A 17127-nucleotide genomic window follows, 5' to 3' on the forward strand; every position below is an offset into this window, starting at 1 on the left:
ATACCTAAGTGCCATACTTGAGTGCTGTGTCATCAATCTGCAACAATTACGTCATATTCTGGCGCAAACTGTCACTGGCGCGCGATCATGAAAATTTCCACCCTCTCCCTCTGGGCCTCTGCCACCCTGTTATTGCTGGCCGCACTCTTGGCCGGTGTCGTCGTATGGAGTAACCAGGAACGCGCCCAGATAGAACAGAAGAATCAGATGCTGGCCGACCTGCAGCAGCAGTTTCTGGTCGAGGTTCGCCGCCAGCTGGAGAGCTACCTGAGTACGGGCAACAGCCAGCAGCTGAGCAGCGCCAAGCAACAGCTTCAGACCATAGCCGCCAGCCTGGACCAGCTTTCTCATGAGGAAGCCAACCGACTACAGGGGTCTATCTCAAACTTTATCAAAGACTTGGACAGCCAATACCGCGCCGCGGGTAAGCTGGCCGGCAATCCCCGTCAGCTGCTGGCCCACGCCGAGAGCGAGATGATCTCCTATAACCAGCACCTGGCCGAGTATGCCGACAAGGGCCTGGCGGAAAACCCAAAACTCGCCAAGCAATACCTGCAGCTGACTCAGAGCCTGCCGCCTCTGGTGTATCAGCTGTCACAGTTAACCCAGGACTATCTGATTGGCAAAGATCAGCGCCTCAAGTCACTGCTGGCGACTCAGATCCAAGCCCTGACCGACTGGCACGACCAACTGGCCAAGCTGCCGCTACTCGGCCTGTATGAAGCCCAGGAGGCGGACGAGTTTGCCCTGGGCGACGACGAGCCGGAACAGATAGAGATAGGCGAAAGCTATTACAGCGAGCTGCTCTCCCTCAGCCAGCGCTATGGCAAAGAGGTGAGCAACACCCACCAGATGCTGACCGCCAACCAGGCTGCCCAGGAAGCCATGATGGCCGCCATCGTCCGCATAGAAGATGAGCTGCTCCAGCTCGGCCAGGCACAGCAGGCGCAAAACCTGCACCTCAAGCAGCAGCTACAGACCCTGCTCTATGGTGTGGTCTCTGTGCTGGCAGTATTTGCCCTGGTCTACCTCTTGTTGCAACAACGCCGGGTGGTTAAGCCCCTCAGACACCTGAATCAGGCCTTCATGCGCCTGAGCGAGTCCAACAACCGCGAGCGCCTGACCATAGAGCGACGCTGTGAAACCGGCCAGATCGCCGGTCACTTCAATCAGCTACTCGATCACTTCGAGGCAGAAGATGCCGCCCAACGCGTCAAGATAGGCCAGATCTCCACCTCGCTGTCGCAGCTGGTACACCGCATTACCGAGCTGACCCAGGGCACAGAGACCACGCTCGGCATAGTCGACACGGCGCAGAATCAGACCGAGCAGGTACGCGCCATCGCCCGAGAGGTGAGCGAGCTCTCCAGCCAGGTCGAGCAGCATGCCCAGCAGACCCATAGCCAGATGCTCGCCAGTCAGGAAGAGGTGCAGGCCTTTATGAGCGCCGCCGACGAGACTCAGCAGGCGGTGAGCCACTGTCACCTCTCTTTAGGCAGCCTGACCACCTCGGTCAACGACGTCTCCACCATACTGGACGTGATTGGCAACATCGCCGAGCAGACCAACCTGCTGGCCCTCAACGCCGCCATCGAGGCCGCCCGCGCCGGCGAGCAGGGACGCGGTTTCGCCGTGGTCGCCGACGAGGTGCGTAACCTGTCTCAACGCACCCAGGAATCCTTGCAGCAGGTGGTGACCATATTGAGTCAGCTCACCGAAGCCAATCAGCAACTGACCCTGAGCGTAGAGGGGATAGCGAGCACCAGCCAGAAGCAGGCCCAGGGGGCGCAGAATCTCTGGCAGGTAACCCAGACGGTACAGCAACAGTCTCAGGAGATGACAGAGACCGCCAAGCAGGGCAGTCGCTTCAGCGTCGATCAGGCCAGCCACCTGGACAGCCTGTCACAGGCGATGGAGTCGCTGAAACAGCACGCCATGGCCGCCGCCAGCCAGAGCGAGGTGATCGCCGATGAGGTGGCTCAAGGGGTCGCCGACATAGAGGCCAGCCTGGGCATCGACGGACAATCTCTGGATAACGCCGCCTAACATAGAGACTCGGGAGCAAACTGGAATCTGGCCAGCAGAAAAGCTGGCCATTTTATGCTAATGTGCGCCGCACCATAACGGATGATGAACCACAGAGGCGCCTCATGAAGACCACGCTCGCACTCGGCCTAGCCGGCCTACTCAGCTTTCCTGCGCTAGCAGACTCAGACAACTCCCCCTTCGCCATGTCACTCATAGCTGGCCTGGAGTCCTATCCGGATTCCGAGTTCAGCTCAATGTCACGTGGTGGTGGCCTGTCGTTTATCTGGGACGACCTGCGTTACGACAATGTCTACCAGCTGGATAACAACTACTTCCGGGTGCGTGGAACCTACTACTACGAGCGCGACTCGGAAAAATATGATGAAGACAGGTTCCGTAACTCCATGGATCTGCGCTTCAACTATCAGCGTCCCTTCGCCCGCTTCGGCGAGCAGCAAGACTACCTGCTGAGTTTCCATGGTCGCTACGAAGGCCACTACAACAGCCAGCAGCTAGAAGAGTTCGAACAGCTGGCCGTCGCCGGGCTGTCACTCAACCGCCGCTTCGGCAACGTCAACCACTATGATCTCGGCCTGACGCTCGGCCTGGGCTACAGCGAAGAAGAGAAGGATGACGACTGGCCGCGTGAGGAGATGGGCCGCACCGAAGAGGAGCTCAACCGCGCCGGTTTTGGCTATTTCTTCGAGTGGAGCAATAAATACACCTTCGCCCACACGGGGGTGCAGCTCGGAGCCAAGTGGAGCCGCTTCGACGGTCAATGGGGCTATGACGCCGACAAGTTCTACACCATGGACAGACTCACCCTGGAGGTGATCATGCCTCTGGCCAATCAGAATAACCTGCTGCACTTCACCACCCAATATATCAACCGCGACTACGAGGTGGATCTACTGGGCTTCGAAGACACCCTCTACCGCGTCGCCGTGGAATATGTGCACTATTTCTAAGGGCTTGTTTTAAGGTGTTGTTTTAGCGCTTTGTTTTATAGCCTTGTTTTAAAAAAGCTGTTTAGTGCCTTTTAACAACTAGCCACAAAAAAGGGAGCCTTAGGGCTCCCTTTTCTATTTGCAGCGGTTTATAACGCCGCCAGTACCACCTCGGCCTTGCTGACCTCGAAGCTCTTGGGCGCCTCGACATTCAGCAGGCTCACCACGCCATTGTCGATTACCATGGCGTAACGCTGAGAGCGAATACCGCCAAAGCCTGCGGTGTCCATCTCCAGCCCCAATGCCTTGGTAAAGCTGGCATCGCCATCGGCCAACATCATCAACTCGCTAGCATTTTGCGCCTCGCCCCAGGCCTTCATCACGAAGGCATCGTTAACCGATACGCAGGCGATGATATCGACCCCTTTGGCCTTAAACTGATCCGCCAGTACTACATAGCCGGGCAGATGCGCCTCTGAGCAGGTTGGGGTAAAGGCGCCGGGTACGGCAAACAGCACCACCTTCTTGTTGGCAAACAGTTCGTTCACATCATGGTTGACCATGCCGTTCTCGGTGAGCTGACCTAAGGTGGCGGCGGGTAATGGTTGTCCTTGGGCTATCATGGAAAAATCCTTATGGTTAACAGTAAACTTAGGTGGCCCAATTTGAGCCTTATTCAATCGCAAACCTAAGCAGGTACCTGAAGCATAGCCGTTATTGGGCGAGACAAACACAGACGAATGTTAGGGTTTCTCTTACCTGTTCTCTGGCTGCGGCTCAGCTTTAGACTTGAGGCGACGATAGGCGCCAAGGCAACAATGGCCGCAGCCGTGTAGCGTCAACTCGCAAAACATGGCAAACAGCAGGCCGAACACCAGACCGAAGGCGATGGCGCGACCATCCAGCAGTATGCTGTGGCTGAAATGCTGCCACACCTGGTCTCGGATCTCAGGCAGAGGCGCAAGCACAAGCCTGTCGAATCCACCGTAGGGTGATTGATTGAACTCAGTCAGCGCTGCAGACAGCAACTGATACCTCTGATACAGCGCCTCTATGCTCTCACCACCGGCGTTAAACACGGCATCGGGATTCTGCTTATAGTGGGCGATCAGCTTGTCGATATCGCCGCCGAAGAAACGGTCGGCATCACGCTGAAACTCGGCCAGACTCTGTTTGGCCTCCTGGGTATGAGCCGCAAGCGCCTTGCCATACTGATCCACAAAGGCCGGCATCTGCACTCCGAGCAGCACGCCGCAGACAAACAGCAAAAGCCTGAGGTAATCCATCAAGCGTCTAATCATCTTTTCTGACCCTCCGGCAAAACGTGCTATTTGCTCTCTAACCTGACCTCAGGGTGCTGGGCACTGGCCTGTTCGTGATAGATATCATCCAGATAACTTAGCAGCTGATCTTCAGCAAGCTCGGGCGGGATCACCACCTCATAGACACGGCTGCGCATCCCGGTTTGCGACTCATTAAACAGCTGCCACTCCTCGCCCACTCGCCGCACCGACATAGATCTGCCAAACACATTCACCCTGATCATTCCACCCACCTTGGTATTATTGATTGCTAACTTAGTTATATTGTCAAACATCTATCGTTACATACACAAGCTGACAGACTAAGCAATATCACACTAAAACATTGTTACAAAATGAATTTTAATTAAGGCCGGAATCATAGAAGCTACAGCAAAAGCCGATTAAACAGAGCAAGCGGCGTAAATCGCTATTTCTTAAATGAAGCTAATCATGAAATCCTTTAGGGAAGTTGCAAATAAGTCCTCGTGGCACTTCGGCTTACAATGCAATTGGCATTCAAGGCGTCTGACTCAAGGCATGCCGGAGCCTGTCAAAGTCAGATGTTACAAAGGGTTATCTGCTGTGAAAGCCCCTAAGGCAGGGCTTACTGGCTTACCTGTTGTGAATGCACCTTCTTGGGCCATTTGCCGCGAATCACACCATGCATCCACTCCTGTAAACCGACGCAGAACACACATAGGGCTTGTTCACACCTTAGCCCACTCACACCAAAAATCAGTGCACTATTTTATACAATTCGTAAGAACCATCAGTCTTAAAAATTTGCACATAGCTTTTTCTGTTATTAACATCACTGCGCAAAACTTCATATTCAGTTTGATTCCTATATGACTTGCTCGAAATTCTTACGATCTCTGTGTTATTGCAAATTTCATTTATGCTAACCCCATTGCTGAAAACATTTTCCTCCAAACTTTCACAAAATTTTTCAAAACTATCTATAAACTCATTAATAATTTCAAAATCTTGTCTATTTGCCATATTTTCAATTGTGACAAAATCTCTTTTCTCCTCGCAATCTACACTCGAGACCTCCCCCCCAAGAAAAGCACTCTTTCTATAATCTACATGGAAATCCACTCCGACCATTTCCAACTCAACAAAATCTCTAAAACACATCCCACGCTCAAGATAAGGATTAAGCTTTAACTTAAAGTTATAATAGCTCTCATGTACTGCCTCACGCTTAACTATAAACGAATCAAACGTAACGCCCTTTTCCAATTCCAAAGTGACAAATTCGCCGTTAGCATAAGCACTGATGTTGATTAAATAGAAAAACATAACAGCATATAGATATTTTTTCATACGCACTCTCACAGCTATAATCTCTGACAAGCGAAGCCAGGCTCATTCCTTTAAAGAAATAAATTCCGTAGCAGTTACACCCAGTTCAAATTTCAAAGCGGAACACTCTTTTAGAAGATTTTGGTCTTCCCAATATACAGACGGAGCCATAAACTTCCATCCATCTTCATATACTAAAGAAAAACCACCAATAACAGCTTTATTTGCGACAAATACACATGCATATTTATCAACAATCTTGGATTGTATAACCTTCCCGCCATTCAGATCTGCTAAGATTAAAAATGGCGCGTTGACCAAAGAGATGTCTACATTGCGCATATCACCTTGGGAAACATCAACCCAATGTGAACTTTTATAAATACTATTTATTTTATTTGAAATAATCTCGCCTTCCTCGACCTGAATCTGTGCAAGATCAACTAAAAAATCTAGCACTATCTCATCTACACGCTCGTGGGTCTCTTCTGCCACGGAGCAAAGACCTAGATTCTCGATACCGAAGGCTAATACCAATATTAACCAATACTTGTTCATCCTTAAGACTCTTTATCCACAGGGAAAATATCGCACTTAATGCACAACCACCGCCGACCATAACCTAACATAAAATATAACCATAAGCTGACAGATAAGAATGTAATGGTCAACTAAAAAGCTTAACCGTTTCTGGCTGGGCTTTGAAGCCAATGGGGATTGCTTAGCTTACCTTGGATGTCCGCTGCAAATAGTTACAATATCTTCACCTCTAACCCAAAAACCATCTTCTTTATTAAAGGAACTATAAATTGCTCCACAGCTATCATTATTTGAAATGGCTTTACAAATTGCTATTTCACTATTCGATTTATAAAACCACTTTAATAAATGACCTTGCTTTATGGAAACAACCTTTGGAAATTGAAGTGTTATCTCAGACTCAACAGTTTCAATATCTAAAAACTCATTCCAGCCTTTCCTATATAATGCAGAACAATCTGCTTCAGTGAGGGCTTGCTTTGAAGCGAAGCACCCTTGAAGTAACAATGTCAGTATTAAAACTCGATATATAGTCATACTCTTCCATTAAAATATTCATCAATTTTTCAGCAGTATCTAGGTCGCCATTTGCAAATGGCAAAATCTATATCTCCAAAAACTTTATAGTGGAATCTCTCGACCCCAGTATTCAATGCATCAATGACTCTTTGAGTTCTATCAGAAAATTTTGATGTTGGTGTTGATATTTTTGGCGCTCGTAAACCCGCGACCATTATTAGATTTTCATTGATACTGCGATTGTCCTTCGCAACTGATGTCGCTAGAAGCATAAAATGGCATAGGCCACCTCTAGCTTTCAATCACTTAGCCAATAGATGCAACCATAACCTAGCATAAAAGATAACCATTAGCTGACCAATAAAGCCTCCTTTGACGCTCATGGTCGCGCCATTTGCTTTTAGTAGATCTGAGATCGTTAAAACTTGAAGATGTCGCTAAACAAACTAGTAACTATCGATTGCACTTGTCACCCCAATTGGCGGCGCAGCGGAACATTGCCTTCCAAGCAAGCACTGAGCACTTCGTCAAGTTGCACAAGCCAGATTGAAAATAAGAAAAATACCTATGTCATAATGACTTAAATTAAGCCTAGTTATATATGACCAACCTCATTTCCAGCAGTCGAATACCTTCTCATCTTTATACTCGAGCTTTCCATCATGTAGGATGTACCACCTCACCTTAGCTGTTCCACAAGTATTAGCATTCACGGCTCCTAACTCAAACCCTGGTCTTCTTAAAAGATCTTTAGATGAACGAGCATATTTAATTTGATATATATCAAAATCTTTATTAACTACTCCACCACAATAAAGCAATCCTTCATAATCAGGACTCCTCGCGGTAAAATCGCCCACATCTCCATGTGAAAAAAACACATCAGCTAAATTAGAGCCTGCATAAAAAACATAAACCCTATTGGCTTTATCAATTATATTGCTGCGACTATGCAAACCATATTCATTGATGCAGTTTAAAATATATCCTTCATATCTATCTTCAACCGTATTTATCCCTGAACTAGTGCAACCAGAAAGCACCATAAAAGCCCAACACAATAAAAGCTTCAATCTATTCATTGAAATACCTTCTTCACAACTTCCCCATCAAGGATGACATTACTAGCAAAAACACCACAAATATGTCCATTAAGACTATGTAGCCGGAAGCATAAGTCAACACAAACCTCTATCACCTTTCAATTGCTTACAAAGATACAGCAAACCAGGGCATATCTTGTGGCAAAATCAGTATCTATAAAGTCCCCCACAGTGAATCAATAACATAGCATCACTTTTTCCAGATTACTCCTATGCGCCCCTAGGAAGAGAACATGAATGAGAACACATATTCAGATGGCTATGAGCGGAGTATCAGATAGGTTGAGTTTGACAGAAAGATAAAAATGTCGCTGGAAGCATAAGCTGACATAGGCAGCCTCCAGCTTTCAACCACTTAGCCAAAAGATGCAACCATAACCTGACATAAAATATAACCATAAGCTGACAAATAAGAGCGGCCTTTTTCAGATCATGATGATGGCATGTACTTTTGCAACATCCGGATATTTTAAGATCCACTGACAACGCTACATAACAATTGGCAAGAAATAACACCGATCACGTACACAAGTAACAGCTCAGGTTCAAATCGCTCCAACTGTGGGCAAGCACGATACGCTTCGGCCAAACAGCAGAAATCAAGTTACAGGAAGGGGGACCCCGATAATACGGGCTTATACAATTTATCTTAGTAGCGGCGCAGGCTCGGATTGCCCCGCCTGCTGGCAGCCACTGACCGCTTCTAATGGCAACGACTGCTCAGACTACTGGTCACATTGCTTAGTTCAAGGCAAGAAAAAGCCCCAAGATTATTGGGGCATATACACAATAAAGCCTAGTTCTAAATGACCGGCTTCGTATCTAACTGGAAGGCGCCTAAGATATCAGTGGCGATTCATAATCTACTCTTTTTTCTCTAAATCATCATTAATAGATTCAATTTTCTTTGCCACTTTCAAACCATAAAAAATATCAATTGTAAACCAAACAGATATCAATAATGAGCTTAAATGTGAAAAGAAAATTAGCCCAACCCCTACCATCAAACCAGTTATAAAGTTATAGGCGATGAACTTGTCCGCCCCATCTATTTGGCTTCTAAACCTCTTAAAAAGAGGGTCAAATACAACTAACAGAAGAGCTATAGCAAAGGTACCTAAAAAATAGAGATACATCCCTTTAAATAACATAACAACAGGAATGATCAATACCGCACTAATATACATAAAATCTCTTGAACTAATTTTTTCCACTTATTGACACCTCATTGGAACTTGACATGTGCTCGTTGCATTAGTCGTTTGCTGTAACCAGCTAAAGCCACCAACAGCATGATCAAGCCCTTGGAAGAATGTATTGTCCAATAGGGGACCTACGCGCATAGTTGCGACATCTACAACTTGAATCGCCACCGATTATCTAGACGCTACTCGCTCTTCATCGCGGCTTTGACGTAGACGTCGAAGCGGTTTTTCTTGGTTTCGATGCGGGTGTTGGGTTTGACGCCGTCGAGATCCTCGGCGTAGTCGGGGCGTTTGACCACTACCCGCTTACTGGCGAGCGCCATGGCGGGGGCCAGCAGGCCGTCGGCGTCGAGATCGGCGCCCACTAGCGATTGGAATACCCGCATCTCCTTCTTCACCAGGGCCGACTTCTCCCTGTGGGGATACATAGGATCCAGATAGACCACATCCACCTGCTCACCCAGTTCGGCCAGCGCCGTCAGGCTGGAGCCATGCACCAGGCGCATGCGTTCCTGCATCCAGGGGCCGATATCGGCATCCTCATAGGCGCGGCGCAGACCATCTTCCAACAGAGCGGCGACCACGGGATTACGCTCCACCATGGTGACATTACAGCCCAGGCTGGCGAGCACGAAGGCGTCTCGCCCCAAGCCTGCGGTACCATCGACGACACTCGGTGTCACCCCCTGCTTAAGGCCGACGGCCTTGGCGATCGCCTGACCCCGGCCACCGCCAAACTTGCGTCTATGGGCCACGGCACCAGAGACGAAATCGACAAATATCCCCTTCAGCTTGGGCTCGTCACGCTTATTCAACACCAGGCAGTTATCTTCGAACACCAGCTCAAACAGGGCGTTTTCGTCGAACACCAACCCCCAACGGTCACACACGGCTTCCAGGGTCGGGTATTGGCGATTAAAAAAGATCCCCACAGAGGCGGGCTGGGTCGATGATGCTGTCACTTTGGCTCGGTCAATTAAGAAATCACGCCGCCATTATGCCAAAACTGCGCCGCGCTGAATATGGCCTTTGTTAGCGAGGCTTACTGCCTGCTGCTGTACCTGGGCTGGCATCCCCCCTATAATCGCCCTATCAGGCTAGCGCCCTCATCATCTGGAATATTCATGTTAAGTTACCGCCACGGCTACCACGCCGGAAACTATGCCGACGTGCTCAAGCACAGCATCTTGCTGCAAACCCTCAAGCTGATGCATAAGAAGAATAAGCCCATGGTGTATATCGACACCCATGCCGGTGCCGGCGGCTATGCGCTATCCGATGAGTTTGCCCAGAAGACGGGCGAGTATCTAGAGGGGGTCGCCAAACTGTGGGACAAGCAGGACCTGCCCGAAGCCCTTAGCCAATACGTAAGCGATATCAAACACTTCAATGGCTCAGATGAGCTGGAGCTCTACCCTGGCTCGCCCGCCTTTGTCGACATGAACCTGAGAGATAATGATCGCATGGTGCTGCATGAGTTGCATGGCACAGACCATCAGCTACTTGAAGAGCAGCTGGGCAGCGACAAGCAGATCAAGGTGATCAAGGGCGATGGCCTCAAAGGGCTGCAGGCCGCCGTGCCACCACTTGAGCGTCGCGGCGTCATCCTCATCGACCCCAGCTACGAGATGAAGAGCGACTACCAGGAGGTCGCCAAGGCGGTGATCAAGGCCCATAAGAAGTTCGCCACCGGCGTCTTCATGATCTGGTATCCCGTGGTGCAGCGCGAGCAGACGGAGGCAATGTTCGAGCTGCTCAAGCAGAGCGGCATCAAGCGTCAGCTACGCATAGAGCAGGCAATAAAACCTGACAGCGAGGAGTTTGGCATGACGGCGGCGGGGCTGTGGGTGATCAATCCTCCCTGGCAGCTGGATGAGATCGCCGAGACGACGCTAGAATATCTGGATCCCTTGCTCAATCAGGGCGGCGGCCATGTGCAGGTCACCTGGGAAGTGGGCGAATAACGCCCTCAATAACGAATACTTTTAGTACTTAGAAGAAGGGCGCGCAGGGCGTGCCCTGATGATAGATCATCTGCCAACGCCCCCCATCGCATTTCCACAGCGAGGTGCGCAGCGAATAGCGCTTATCCACCTCGTTCACCGGCTTAAAACAGGCGCGATAGTTGAGCTGAGCCAGGTTCTCACTCAACAAGCGATACTGCATATCACTTATCTTAAACGCCGGCGGCTTCTCCTTGGGCAGACGCGCCAGCACCTCGGGCTTGCCAAAACTCATCCCGGTAGCGCCCACCTCCAAGAAATCGGCATGGATCAGCTCGTCGAGCACATTGGCATCGCAGCGCACCTCTGGGCTAAGCAGCGCGAGTTCCAGTTCGATAATGGTCTGGCGCATCTCATCTACCCCAGCTTCTGATAGCGTTTCAGCAGTATCTTGACCCGTTTTACATAGGCCTGGGTCTCCGGATAGGGCGGGATCCCCTTGTACTGAGTCACTGTGGTGGGGCCGGCGTTATAGGCGGCGCAAGCCAGATCGATATTGCCGTCGAACCTTGCCAGCATCTTGGCCAGATAGCGGGCGCCGCCGTCGATATTCTGCTCGGGCCGGTAAGGGTTCTTCACCCCCATCGCCTTGGCGGTACCCGGCATCAGCTGCATCAAGCCCATTGCACCGCTGCGTGACAGGGCAAATACGTTGAAGGCGGATTCGGCATGGATCACGGCGCGGATAAGTGCAGGGTCCAGCCCATGGGTCTTGGCGGCCCGTGAGATCAACTCATCATATTCGGCGCTAAACAGCGGCATCTTCTGCCAGTCGAGATCTGAGTCTGGTTTGCAGGCGTAGCACTCATATAACAAGACCCTGAACTCGCTGTCGCCCGGGGCATGGTCGGCAAAGGCCACCACGCCGTTGGCCTGGGTATATTGATAAACCTTGATCTTGCTGTCGTCGGTCTCATCCAGGCGCGGGGCATCGCCGTTGCTTAAGATGCCATGCTTAGAATAGCTCGCCTTGTAGCGCGGCTTCTGTGCCTGCTCGGTGGCACCTAAAGGCAGACACAGTGCCAGGCCGCACCAGAGGCATAGCAGCTTTTGAACAAAATGAGGCGCAAGACGAGCACGGCTAGGCATTAGAATCCAATATTCTGATCGAGTTTAAGTACTTCAATCATAGCAAAAAGCTGCTTCATCTCTCGGTTAATTTGGCTAAATTCGTACTCGAAGGTCGCGCCGTTGAAGATGGAGCCCAGCTCGAAACGGTTGTCGCCGCTCTGCAACATGATCAACAGCTTGTCTTCGTAGAAGGCACACTGGATCTTGCCGGAAAACAGGTTAGCGAGTGACTGCAGACGCTCCATGAAACCTAGGGTGAGCAGGTAGCGCGCCTCGATCTGATCGCTGGAGAAGACATCGAACTGCTTCTCGAATCTGGGATCTTCCAGCTTGACCCGGCTCAGACTCTTAAAGCTGCTGGAGAGAAAATTCACCAGGCCGCCGCGGTTCTTCACCACTACGGTATGGCCCTTAAACCTCTTGTGGCTGCTGAGCTGCACCATGACGCCACGAAAGACGGTTTCTGTCTCTGTGCTCTTCTCGCGTTTGACCTGCTTGGTCAGACACAGCTCGTTGATGGCGATCTCCACCCCCTTGTGGGTGCCCTGCACATAGTCATCAAACTTAGCATTGTCATAGCCAGGCAGCAGCTTGGAGCGTTTGAGCTGAGTCAGGCTCATGTTATGGCTGGTGCTGAAGATAAAGTCGGGGCCGAAATAGCGGAAGATCTTGGGAAACACCTCCTGCTTCACATCCCGCTTGTAGCGCTTGAGTGGACGATAGCTCCACCAGCCAAAGGGGAGGCACAGCACGATGAAGAAGACCCAAGGGATATCCAGGTAACCGGACATACTAAAGATAAGGATCAACAGCGCCAGGCCCAGGAGGATCCCTAAGCTGGTATAGATACGCCCGCGCAGCGCCTTGAGGCTGGCGACCCTATGGTTTTCAAATTTACGGGTGAGCGGCTCGATATGTTCTTCATAATAAGCCTTAAATTGTACCAACTCCTCGGGGTCCGCCCGCAGGCGTTGCGGCTCACGCTGGGCCTTAATCGGCGCCCCGAGGATGAAACTGATGGGGTTCATGGCATCTGAACCCGGCTTACTTCAGGTAATCGGATGCGTCGATCGGCGCCTTGGACGCTTCATCGGCCTCGTAGAAAGGCATCACCTTGACCTTGGCCATAGAGGCAATAATGGAGCCGGGGAAGATCTCCACCGCGGTATTGAGTTCAGACACGGCAGCGTTGTAGAAACGTCTGGCCGCCGAGATATGCTCTTCGACCTCGCTATAGGTCGCCATCGCCTGCACCATAGTCTTGTCAGACTTGAGCTCGGGGTAGTTTTCGACGCTGACCATTAGCTGGCCCATCTTGCTGTTGAGCTGCTCGGCCAGACCCAGATGCTCCTTGATAGCGGCGGCATCGTTAAGATCATAGCCCGCCGTCACCTGAGTACGCAGCGCGGTGATCTCCGTCAGCAGCGACTTCTCGTGATCCATAAATTTCTGTGCAATCTTGAGCATGTTGGGCACCAGGTTGGCGCGCTTCTTCAGCTGCACATCGATACCCGACAAGGCTTCACGCACGGCGTTACGCTTCTTGATCAGGCTGACATACCAGAGGTAGGTGATAATAACGACTAGGCCAAGGCCTAACAGCAAACCTTCCATCTTTGAGTTCCTTCCCTATAGTTATTCTTATATCTCGTTAGTTAACGCACCAGCTTCACCGATTTTCGCGATGATTTCCAGCAATTTATCGTTGCCATTTTCGGCAAGGCGTTGCTGCTATATTCATCTTTTTTCACCGAAAATGATATTTATCACGCCATTTTTGCCGTAAAAGCATCCTTTTTACCTAGCTTAACCGCTTTTAACTCGGCGCGCGGCAAAAAGCACAGCAAGCGGCGAATCAAAGATAAATGGCAATACAAAACAACGCCATATAAATTGATGCAATATTGCCGCATCAAAATCATCCCCCAAGCCAAGGGGCAAAATGACAGGCTTTATCGGCGTTAAGCGAGACATTAGGGCAAAAATCGGTCTATCTGCTGCGTATTTCATAGACACTGTCGCCCCAGCATTCAAACCCAGGCTGCTAGTTGCGCAGAGTTTGACCAGTAAGATCAGGCCTTGCAGGCAGAGGAAGGCCTAATGCACTTTTTCACTTTTTCACCGGTGTTTGTCCAATCGCGGCTCCAGCCTTTAAAGGTGTCACCTGTTCAGTATTCGTACAGCCAACCTGGGCTATTATCTTAATCAACCAAGAGGCAACCCAATCTTCCCTAATTGGGCTTTGGTTTCAATCATCATCCTTTCATTGGCCCGCTTAGACTAAGCTGGGCTTTTTTTTGCCTGAACGAAGCCGCCACAATCGCTTTCAGTACTCTCCATTTGCCACCCGCCATAACCCGCTAAGGGCGGGCAATTATGGCAAATTAAGCTTCAGTTAAAGCAACTCCTTCATCATAAAGTGCTAACACTCCGCCTACAGGCGATCAAAATGATAAGGGCACCCAGATGCCCAAGATGAAGGAAACACCATGAGCTCCAACCAAGAAGATGGTCTGGTGGCCAGTCAGCCCCCAACACCATCGACGACCAAGAAGGGCCTTTTCGTCCGCTTTCTCAACCTGGTCGAACACCTGGGTAACCTCCTGCCCCATCCCATCACCCTCTTCGCCCTGTTTTGCGCCGCCGTCATAGTGATCAGCGGCATCGCCGGCTATTTCGAACTGACGGTCAACGATCCCCGTCCGATCGGCGCGGCGGGACGCAGCGAGGATGGCCTGATCCATGTGATCAGCCTGATGAATGCCGAAGGCCTGAGGATGATAGTCTCCAACCTGGTGACCAACTTCACCGGCTTCACTCCCTTAGGCACTGTACTGGTTGCCCTCTTGGGGGTCGGCATCGCCGATCGCTCCGGCCTGCTATCGGCCGCGATGCGCACTTTGGTGATGGGCGCCTCTAAGCGTCTGGTTACCCTCACCATAGTCTTCGCCGGTATCGTCTCCAACACAGCCGCCGAGCTGGGCTATGTGGTATTGATCCCTATGGCGGCGCTGATCTTCCACTCCCTCGGGCGTCATCCCCTGGCGGGTCTGGCGGCGGCCTTCGCCGGTGTCTCCGGCGGCTACAGCGCCAACCTGCTGTTGGGCACGGTAGACCCTCTGCTGTCGGGCATCACCGAGGCAGCGGCGCAGATGATCGACCCTGACTATTTAGTGGGCCCAGAGGTCAACTGGTACTTCATGTTCGCCTCGACCTTCGTCATCACCATTCTCGGCGCCCTGGTCACGGAGAAGATCGTCGAGCCCAAGCTGGGTAAGTATGATCCCAGCGAGGCCAGCATAGATCTGCACAATCAGAAGATGGATGGCGTCACGCCGCTGGAGATCAAGGGACTGAAGATGGCTGGCCTCTCCATCTTAGTATTGGGCGGCATATTGGCGCTCTCTGTGGTGCCGGAAAACGCGCCGCTGCGTCACCCAGAGACGGGGCTGGTCGCGGGCTCGCCCTTCCTCAAGGGGATAGTGGCCTTCATCTTCATCTGTTTCGCCATTCCTGGCCTGGTGTACGGCAAGGTGGTGGGCACCATGAAGCGAGATAAGGACGTGATCGACGCCATGTCCCACAGCATGAGCACCATGGGCATGTATATCGTGCTGGTGTTCTTCGCCTCCCAGTTTGTCGCCTTCTTCAAGTGGACTAACCTGGGCGCGGTGCTGGCGGTAGCAGGGGCCGATGCCCTCAACGCCATCGGCCTCACGGGCCCGCTGGTGTTCCTGCTGTTTATCATGATGTGCGGCTTCATCAACCTGATGCTGGGCAGCGCCTCGGCCCAGTGGGCGGTGACGGCGCCTATCTTCGTGCCCATGTTGATGTTGGTGGGATACGCCCCAGAGACGATTCAGGCCGCCTATCGTATCGGCGACTCGGTCACCAACCTGATCACCCCCATGATGAGCTACTTCGGCCTGATCCTGGCCGTGGCCTCCCAATACAAGAAGCATCTCGGCATAGGCACCCTAGTCGCCACCATGCTGCCCTACTCGATCGTCTTCTTCATCGGCTGGACCTGTTTCTTCTTCATCTGGGTGTTTGCCCTCGGCCTGCCGGTTGGCCCAGGCGCGGCAACCTACTACACGCCTTAATACCAACTGCGAGGCCGGTGAAACCGCCGGTCTCGTTCATTTTGCTAGGCCAGATCTTTCTAGGCCAAGCAGGCCCTACTCACTTGCTAAGCCAGGCAGGCCTTAATGGCCTCGCTGAGCGAATCGACTCGCCTCGGCAGCACGGCCTGACGTCGGCGGCAAAGATAGATAGTCTCGCTGACGGCTACCGGCAGCCGATGAGCGGTAATCTTATCCTGACGGGCAAAGGCCTCCACCGCATAGGCGGGCAAGACGCTAAAGCCCAAGCCTCGGCTCACCGGCTCTAAGATCAAACCTATCTGATTCGAGAAGCCCCGGTTAGGCAGCTGATCACTGTGCTCGAACTCAGGATAGTTAGCCCCCAGCAGCAACTTGGCATGGTGGGCGCCATCGGGATGATCGATAAAGCCCAGCTGTAGCAAGGCCTCCCAGGAGAGAGACGTTTGGCTAGCTGGCGTCACCAGGAGTAGCGGCTCCTCGGCAATCGCCTCGGCCTGCACCTCGGACAGCTCTGGCTGGCGGGTCATCAGGCCGATATCCGCCTCCATGGCGGCGATGGCGCTCTCTACCCCGGCGTTGGAGGCGAAACGATAATCCAGCGACAACTCGGGGTGGGCGCATTGCAGCTCAAGCAGCTCACCATAGAGCTTGAGGCCGACACTGCCGGGTGACATCAGGCGTACCTCTCCGGCAAAGGGCGGGTCTTGTTTGATTCCCTGCTCAAGCTGAGCCAGGGATTGCAGTATCGCCTGCCCCTGCTGGTATAGCTGACGCCCGGCGTGGGTCAGGGAAAATTTCTTGCCTTCTCTCAGTAGCAGCTGGGTATCAAGCTGCTCCTCCAGCTTGCGCACATGCTGGCTGACACCAGACTGAGTCATATACAGGCGCTCGGCGGTGCGGGTGAAATGCCCCAGTTCCACCAAGGTGCAGAAGCTGCGTAACCAGATGGGATTCATCATCACATTTTGTACTCAAAATGATTAATTTTGATAATTT

The 17127-nt window shown here is 51.6% G+C and carries 19 protein-coding genes; 4 read left to right on the forward strand and 15 right to left on the reverse strand.

Going from position 1 to position 17127, the window contains the following annotated elements; all coding sequences use genetic code 11:
* Window positions 1-87: 87 nt before the first annotated feature.
* Together SHEW_RS18855 and SHEW_RS18860 are read left to right on the forward strand one after the other, a co-directional pair.
* Window positions 88-2046, forward strand: a complete 1959-nt coding sequence (locus SHEW_RS18855) for a methyl-accepting chemotaxis protein (RefSeq protein WP_011867433.1) — start codon at window positions 88-90, stop codon at window positions 2044-2046.
* 104 nt (window positions 2047-2150) lie between these two features.
* Window positions 2151-2996, forward strand: a complete 846-nt coding sequence (locus SHEW_RS18860) for a hypothetical protein (RefSeq protein ID WP_011867434.1) — start codon at window positions 2151-2153, stop codon at window positions 2994-2996.
* 128 nt (window positions 2997-3124) lie between these two features.
* Here SHEW_RS18860 and SHEW_RS18865 read toward each other — a convergent pair whose 3' ends face one another.
* The 9 genes from SHEW_RS18865 to SHEW_RS18895 all read right to left on the reverse strand — a co-directional run bounded on the left by SHEW_RS18865 (window position 3125) and on the right by SHEW_RS18895 (window position 9916).
* Window positions 3125-3598, reverse strand: a complete 474-nt coding sequence (locus SHEW_RS18865; protein WP_041406793.1) for a peroxiredoxin — start codon at window positions 3596-3598, stop codon at window positions 3125-3127.
* Between the two features lie 132 nt (window positions 3599-3730).
* Window positions 3731-4276 (reverse strand): DUF2937 family protein, encoded by a 546-nt coding sequence (locus SHEW_RS18870; protein ID WP_011867436.1) that lies wholly within the window; start codon window positions 4274-4276, stop codon window positions 3731-3733.
* Window positions 4277-4302: 26 nt separating this feature from the next.
* A complete protein-coding gene (locus tag SHEW_RS18875) occupies window positions 4303-4572 on the reverse strand; it encodes a DUF7661 family protein (protein ID WP_223294743.1) in 270 nt (89 codons plus the stop codon).
* 442 nt (window positions 4573-5014) lie between these two features.
* Window positions 5015-5608 (reverse strand): hypothetical protein, encoded by a 594-nt coding sequence (locus SHEW_RS18880; RefSeq protein WP_150099990.1) that lies wholly within the window; start codon window positions 5606-5608, stop codon window positions 5015-5017.
* Window positions 5609-5650: 42 nt separating this feature from the next.
* The gene (locus SHEW_RS18885; RefSeq protein WP_011867439.1) at window positions 5651-6145 is read right to left on the reverse strand and encodes a hypothetical protein; all 495 of its coding nucleotides are present in this window, start codon (window positions 6143-6145) and stop codon (window positions 5651-5653) included.
* A 168-nt stretch (window positions 6146-6313) separates the two neighbouring features.
* The gene (locus tag SHEW_RS20760; protein WP_150099991.1) at window positions 6314-6664 is read right to left on the reverse strand and encodes a hypothetical protein; all 351 of its coding nucleotides are present in this window, start codon (window positions 6662-6664) and stop codon (window positions 6314-6316) included.
* A 593-nt stretch (window positions 6665-7257) separates the two neighbouring features.
* Window positions 7258-7728: a hypothetical protein gene (locus SHEW_RS20765; protein ID WP_150099992.1), complete on the reverse strand. Its 471-nt coding sequence runs from the start codon at window positions 7726-7728 to the stop codon at window positions 7258-7260.
* 884 nt (window positions 7729-8612) lie between these two features.
* Window positions 8613-8963: a hypothetical protein gene (locus SHEW_RS18890; RefSeq protein WP_011867440.1), complete on the reverse strand. Its 351-nt coding sequence runs from the start codon at window positions 8961-8963 to the stop codon at window positions 8613-8615.
* Window positions 8964-9136: 173 nt separating this feature from the next.
* The gene (locus SHEW_RS18895; RefSeq protein ID WP_011867441.1) at window positions 9137-9916 is read right to left on the reverse strand and encodes a class I SAM-dependent methyltransferase; all 780 of its coding nucleotides are present in this window, start codon (window positions 9914-9916) and stop codon (window positions 9137-9139) included.
* Window positions 9917-10078: 162 nt separating this feature from the next.
* Between SHEW_RS18895 and SHEW_RS18900 the strand changes: the two genes are divergently transcribed.
* Window positions 10079-10918 carry a 23S rRNA (adenine(2030)-N(6))-methyltransferase RlmJ gene (locus tag SHEW_RS18900; protein ID WP_011867442.1) on the forward strand — a complete coding sequence of 280 codons (840 nt, stop codon included), beginning with the start codon at window positions 10079-10081 and terminating at the stop codon, window positions 10916-10918.
* A gap of 28 nt (window positions 10919-10946) precedes the next feature.
* Here SHEW_RS18900 and SHEW_RS18905 read toward each other — a convergent pair whose 3' ends face one another.
* The 5 genes from SHEW_RS18905 to SHEW_RS20770 form a co-directional block, all read right to left on the reverse strand.
* The gene (locus SHEW_RS18905) at window positions 10947-11309 is read right to left on the reverse strand and encodes a nuclear transport factor 2 family protein (RefSeq protein ID WP_011867443.1); all 363 of its coding nucleotides are present in this window, start codon (window positions 11307-11309) and stop codon (window positions 10947-10949) included.
* Window positions 11310-11314: 5 nt separating this feature from the next.
* Window positions 11315-12046 carry a lytic transglycosylase domain-containing protein gene (locus SHEW_RS18910; protein WP_011867444.1) on the reverse strand — a complete coding sequence of 244 codons (732 nt, stop codon included), beginning with the start codon at window positions 12044-12046 and terminating at the stop codon, window positions 11315-11317.
* Window positions 12046-13056 carry a DUF3137 domain-containing protein gene (locus tag SHEW_RS18915; protein WP_011867445.1) on the reverse strand — a complete coding sequence of 337 codons (1011 nt, stop codon included), beginning with the start codon at window positions 13054-13056 and terminating at the stop codon, window positions 12046-12048. Before SHEW_RS18915 ends, SHEW_RS18910 begins: the two co-directional genes overlap by 1 nt.
* A gap of 16 nt (window positions 13057-13072) precedes the next feature.
* Window positions 13073-13642 carry a LemA family protein gene (locus tag SHEW_RS18920; RefSeq protein ID WP_011867446.1) on the reverse strand — a complete coding sequence of 190 codons (570 nt, stop codon included), beginning with the start codon at window positions 13640-13642 and terminating at the stop codon, window positions 13073-13075.
* Between the two features lie 192 nt (window positions 13643-13834).
* Window positions 13835-14038: a hypothetical protein gene (locus tag SHEW_RS20770; RefSeq protein ID WP_150099993.1), complete on the reverse strand. Its 204-nt coding sequence runs from the start codon at window positions 14036-14038 to the stop codon at window positions 13835-13837.
* Window positions 14039-14517: 479 nt separating this feature from the next.
* Here SHEW_RS20770 and SHEW_RS18925 point away from each other — a divergent pair, with 479 nt between their 5' ends.
* Entirely contained in the window at window positions 14518-16131 is a 1614-nt protein-coding gene (locus tag SHEW_RS18925) for an AbgT family transporter (RefSeq protein WP_011867448.1), read from the forward strand.
* An 86-nt stretch (window positions 16132-16217) separates the two neighbouring features.
* Here the strand turns inward: SHEW_RS18925 and SHEW_RS18930 are convergent, their stop codons facing one another.
* Window positions 16218-17090: a LysR family transcriptional regulator gene (locus SHEW_RS18930; RefSeq protein ID WP_011867449.1), complete on the reverse strand. Its 873-nt coding sequence runs from the start codon at window positions 17088-17090 to the stop codon at window positions 16218-16220.
* Window positions 17091-17127: the final 37 nt, after the last annotated feature.

This window comes from Shewanella loihica PV-4, from assembly GCF_000016065.1.
Lineage (GTDB): Bacteria > Pseudomonadota > Gammaproteobacteria > Enterobacterales > Shewanellaceae > Shewanella > Shewanella loihica.

Bases quoted from the DNA above. Each gene is read 5' to 3' on its own strand.
- SHEW_RS20760 (WP_150099991.1), bottom strand. From the start codon at position 6,664: ATGACTATATATCGAGTTTTAATACTGACATTGTTACTTCAAGGGTGC.
- SHEW_RS18915 (WP_011867445.1), bottom strand. From the start codon at position 13,056: ATGAACCCCATCAGTTTCATCCTCGGGGCGCCGATTAAGGCCCAGCGT.
- SHEW_RS18910 (WP_011867444.1), bottom strand. From the start codon at position 12,046: ATGCCTAGCCGTGCTCGTCTTGCGCCTCATTTTGTTCAAAAGCTGCTA.
- SHEW_RS18920 (WP_011867446.1), bottom strand. From the start codon at position 13,642: ATGGAAGGTTTGCTGTTAGGCCTTGGCCTAGTCGTTATTATCACCTAC.
- SHEW_RS18905 (WP_011867443.1), bottom strand. From the start codon at position 11,309: ATGCGCCAGACCATTATCGAACTGGAACTCGCGCTGCTTAGCCCAGAG.
- SHEW_RS18870 (WP_011867436.1), bottom strand. From the start codon at position 4,276: ATGATTAGACGCTTGATGGATTACCTCAGGCTTTTGCTGTTTGTCTGC.
- SHEW_RS18880 (WP_150099990.1), bottom strand. From the start codon at position 5,608: ATGAAAAAATATCTATATGCTGTTATGTTTTTCTATTTAATCAACATC.
- SHEW_RS18900 (WP_011867442.1), top strand. From the start codon at position 10,079: ATGTTAAGTTACCGCCACGGCTACCACGCCGGAAACTATGCCGACGTG.
- SHEW_RS18930 (WP_011867449.1), bottom strand. From the start codon at position 17,090: ATGATGAATCCCATCTGGTTACGCAGCTTCTGCACCTTGGTGGAACTG.
- SHEW_RS20770 (WP_150099993.1), bottom strand. From the start codon at position 14,038: ATGAAATACGCAGCAGATAGACCGATTTTTGCCCTAATGTCTCGCTTA.
- SHEW_RS18865 (WP_041406793.1), bottom strand. From the start codon at position 3,598: ATGATAGCCCAAGGACAACCATTACCCGCCGCCACCTTAGGTCAGCTC.
- SHEW_RS18875 (WP_223294743.1), bottom strand. From the start codon at position 4,572: ATGTTTGACAATATAACTAAGTTAGCAATCAATAATACCAAGGTGGGT.
- SHEW_RS18885 (WP_011867439.1), bottom strand. From the start codon at position 6,145: ATGAACAAGTATTGGTTAATATTGGTATTAGCCTTCGGTATCGAGAAT.
- SHEW_RS18860 (WP_011867434.1), top strand. From the start codon at position 2,151: ATGAAGACCACGCTCGCACTCGGCCTAGCCGGCCTACTCAGCTTTCCT.
- SHEW_RS20765 (WP_150099992.1), bottom strand. From the start codon at position 7,728: ATGAATAGATTGAAGCTTTTATTGTGTTGGGCTTTTATGGTGCTTTCT.
- SHEW_RS18855 (WP_011867433.1), top strand. From the start codon at position 88: ATGAAAATTTCCACCCTCTCCCTCTGGGCCTCTGCCACCCTGTTATTG.
- SHEW_RS18925 (WP_011867448.1), top strand. From the start codon at position 14,518: ATGAGCTCCAACCAAGAAGATGGTCTGGTGGCCAGTCAGCCCCCAACA.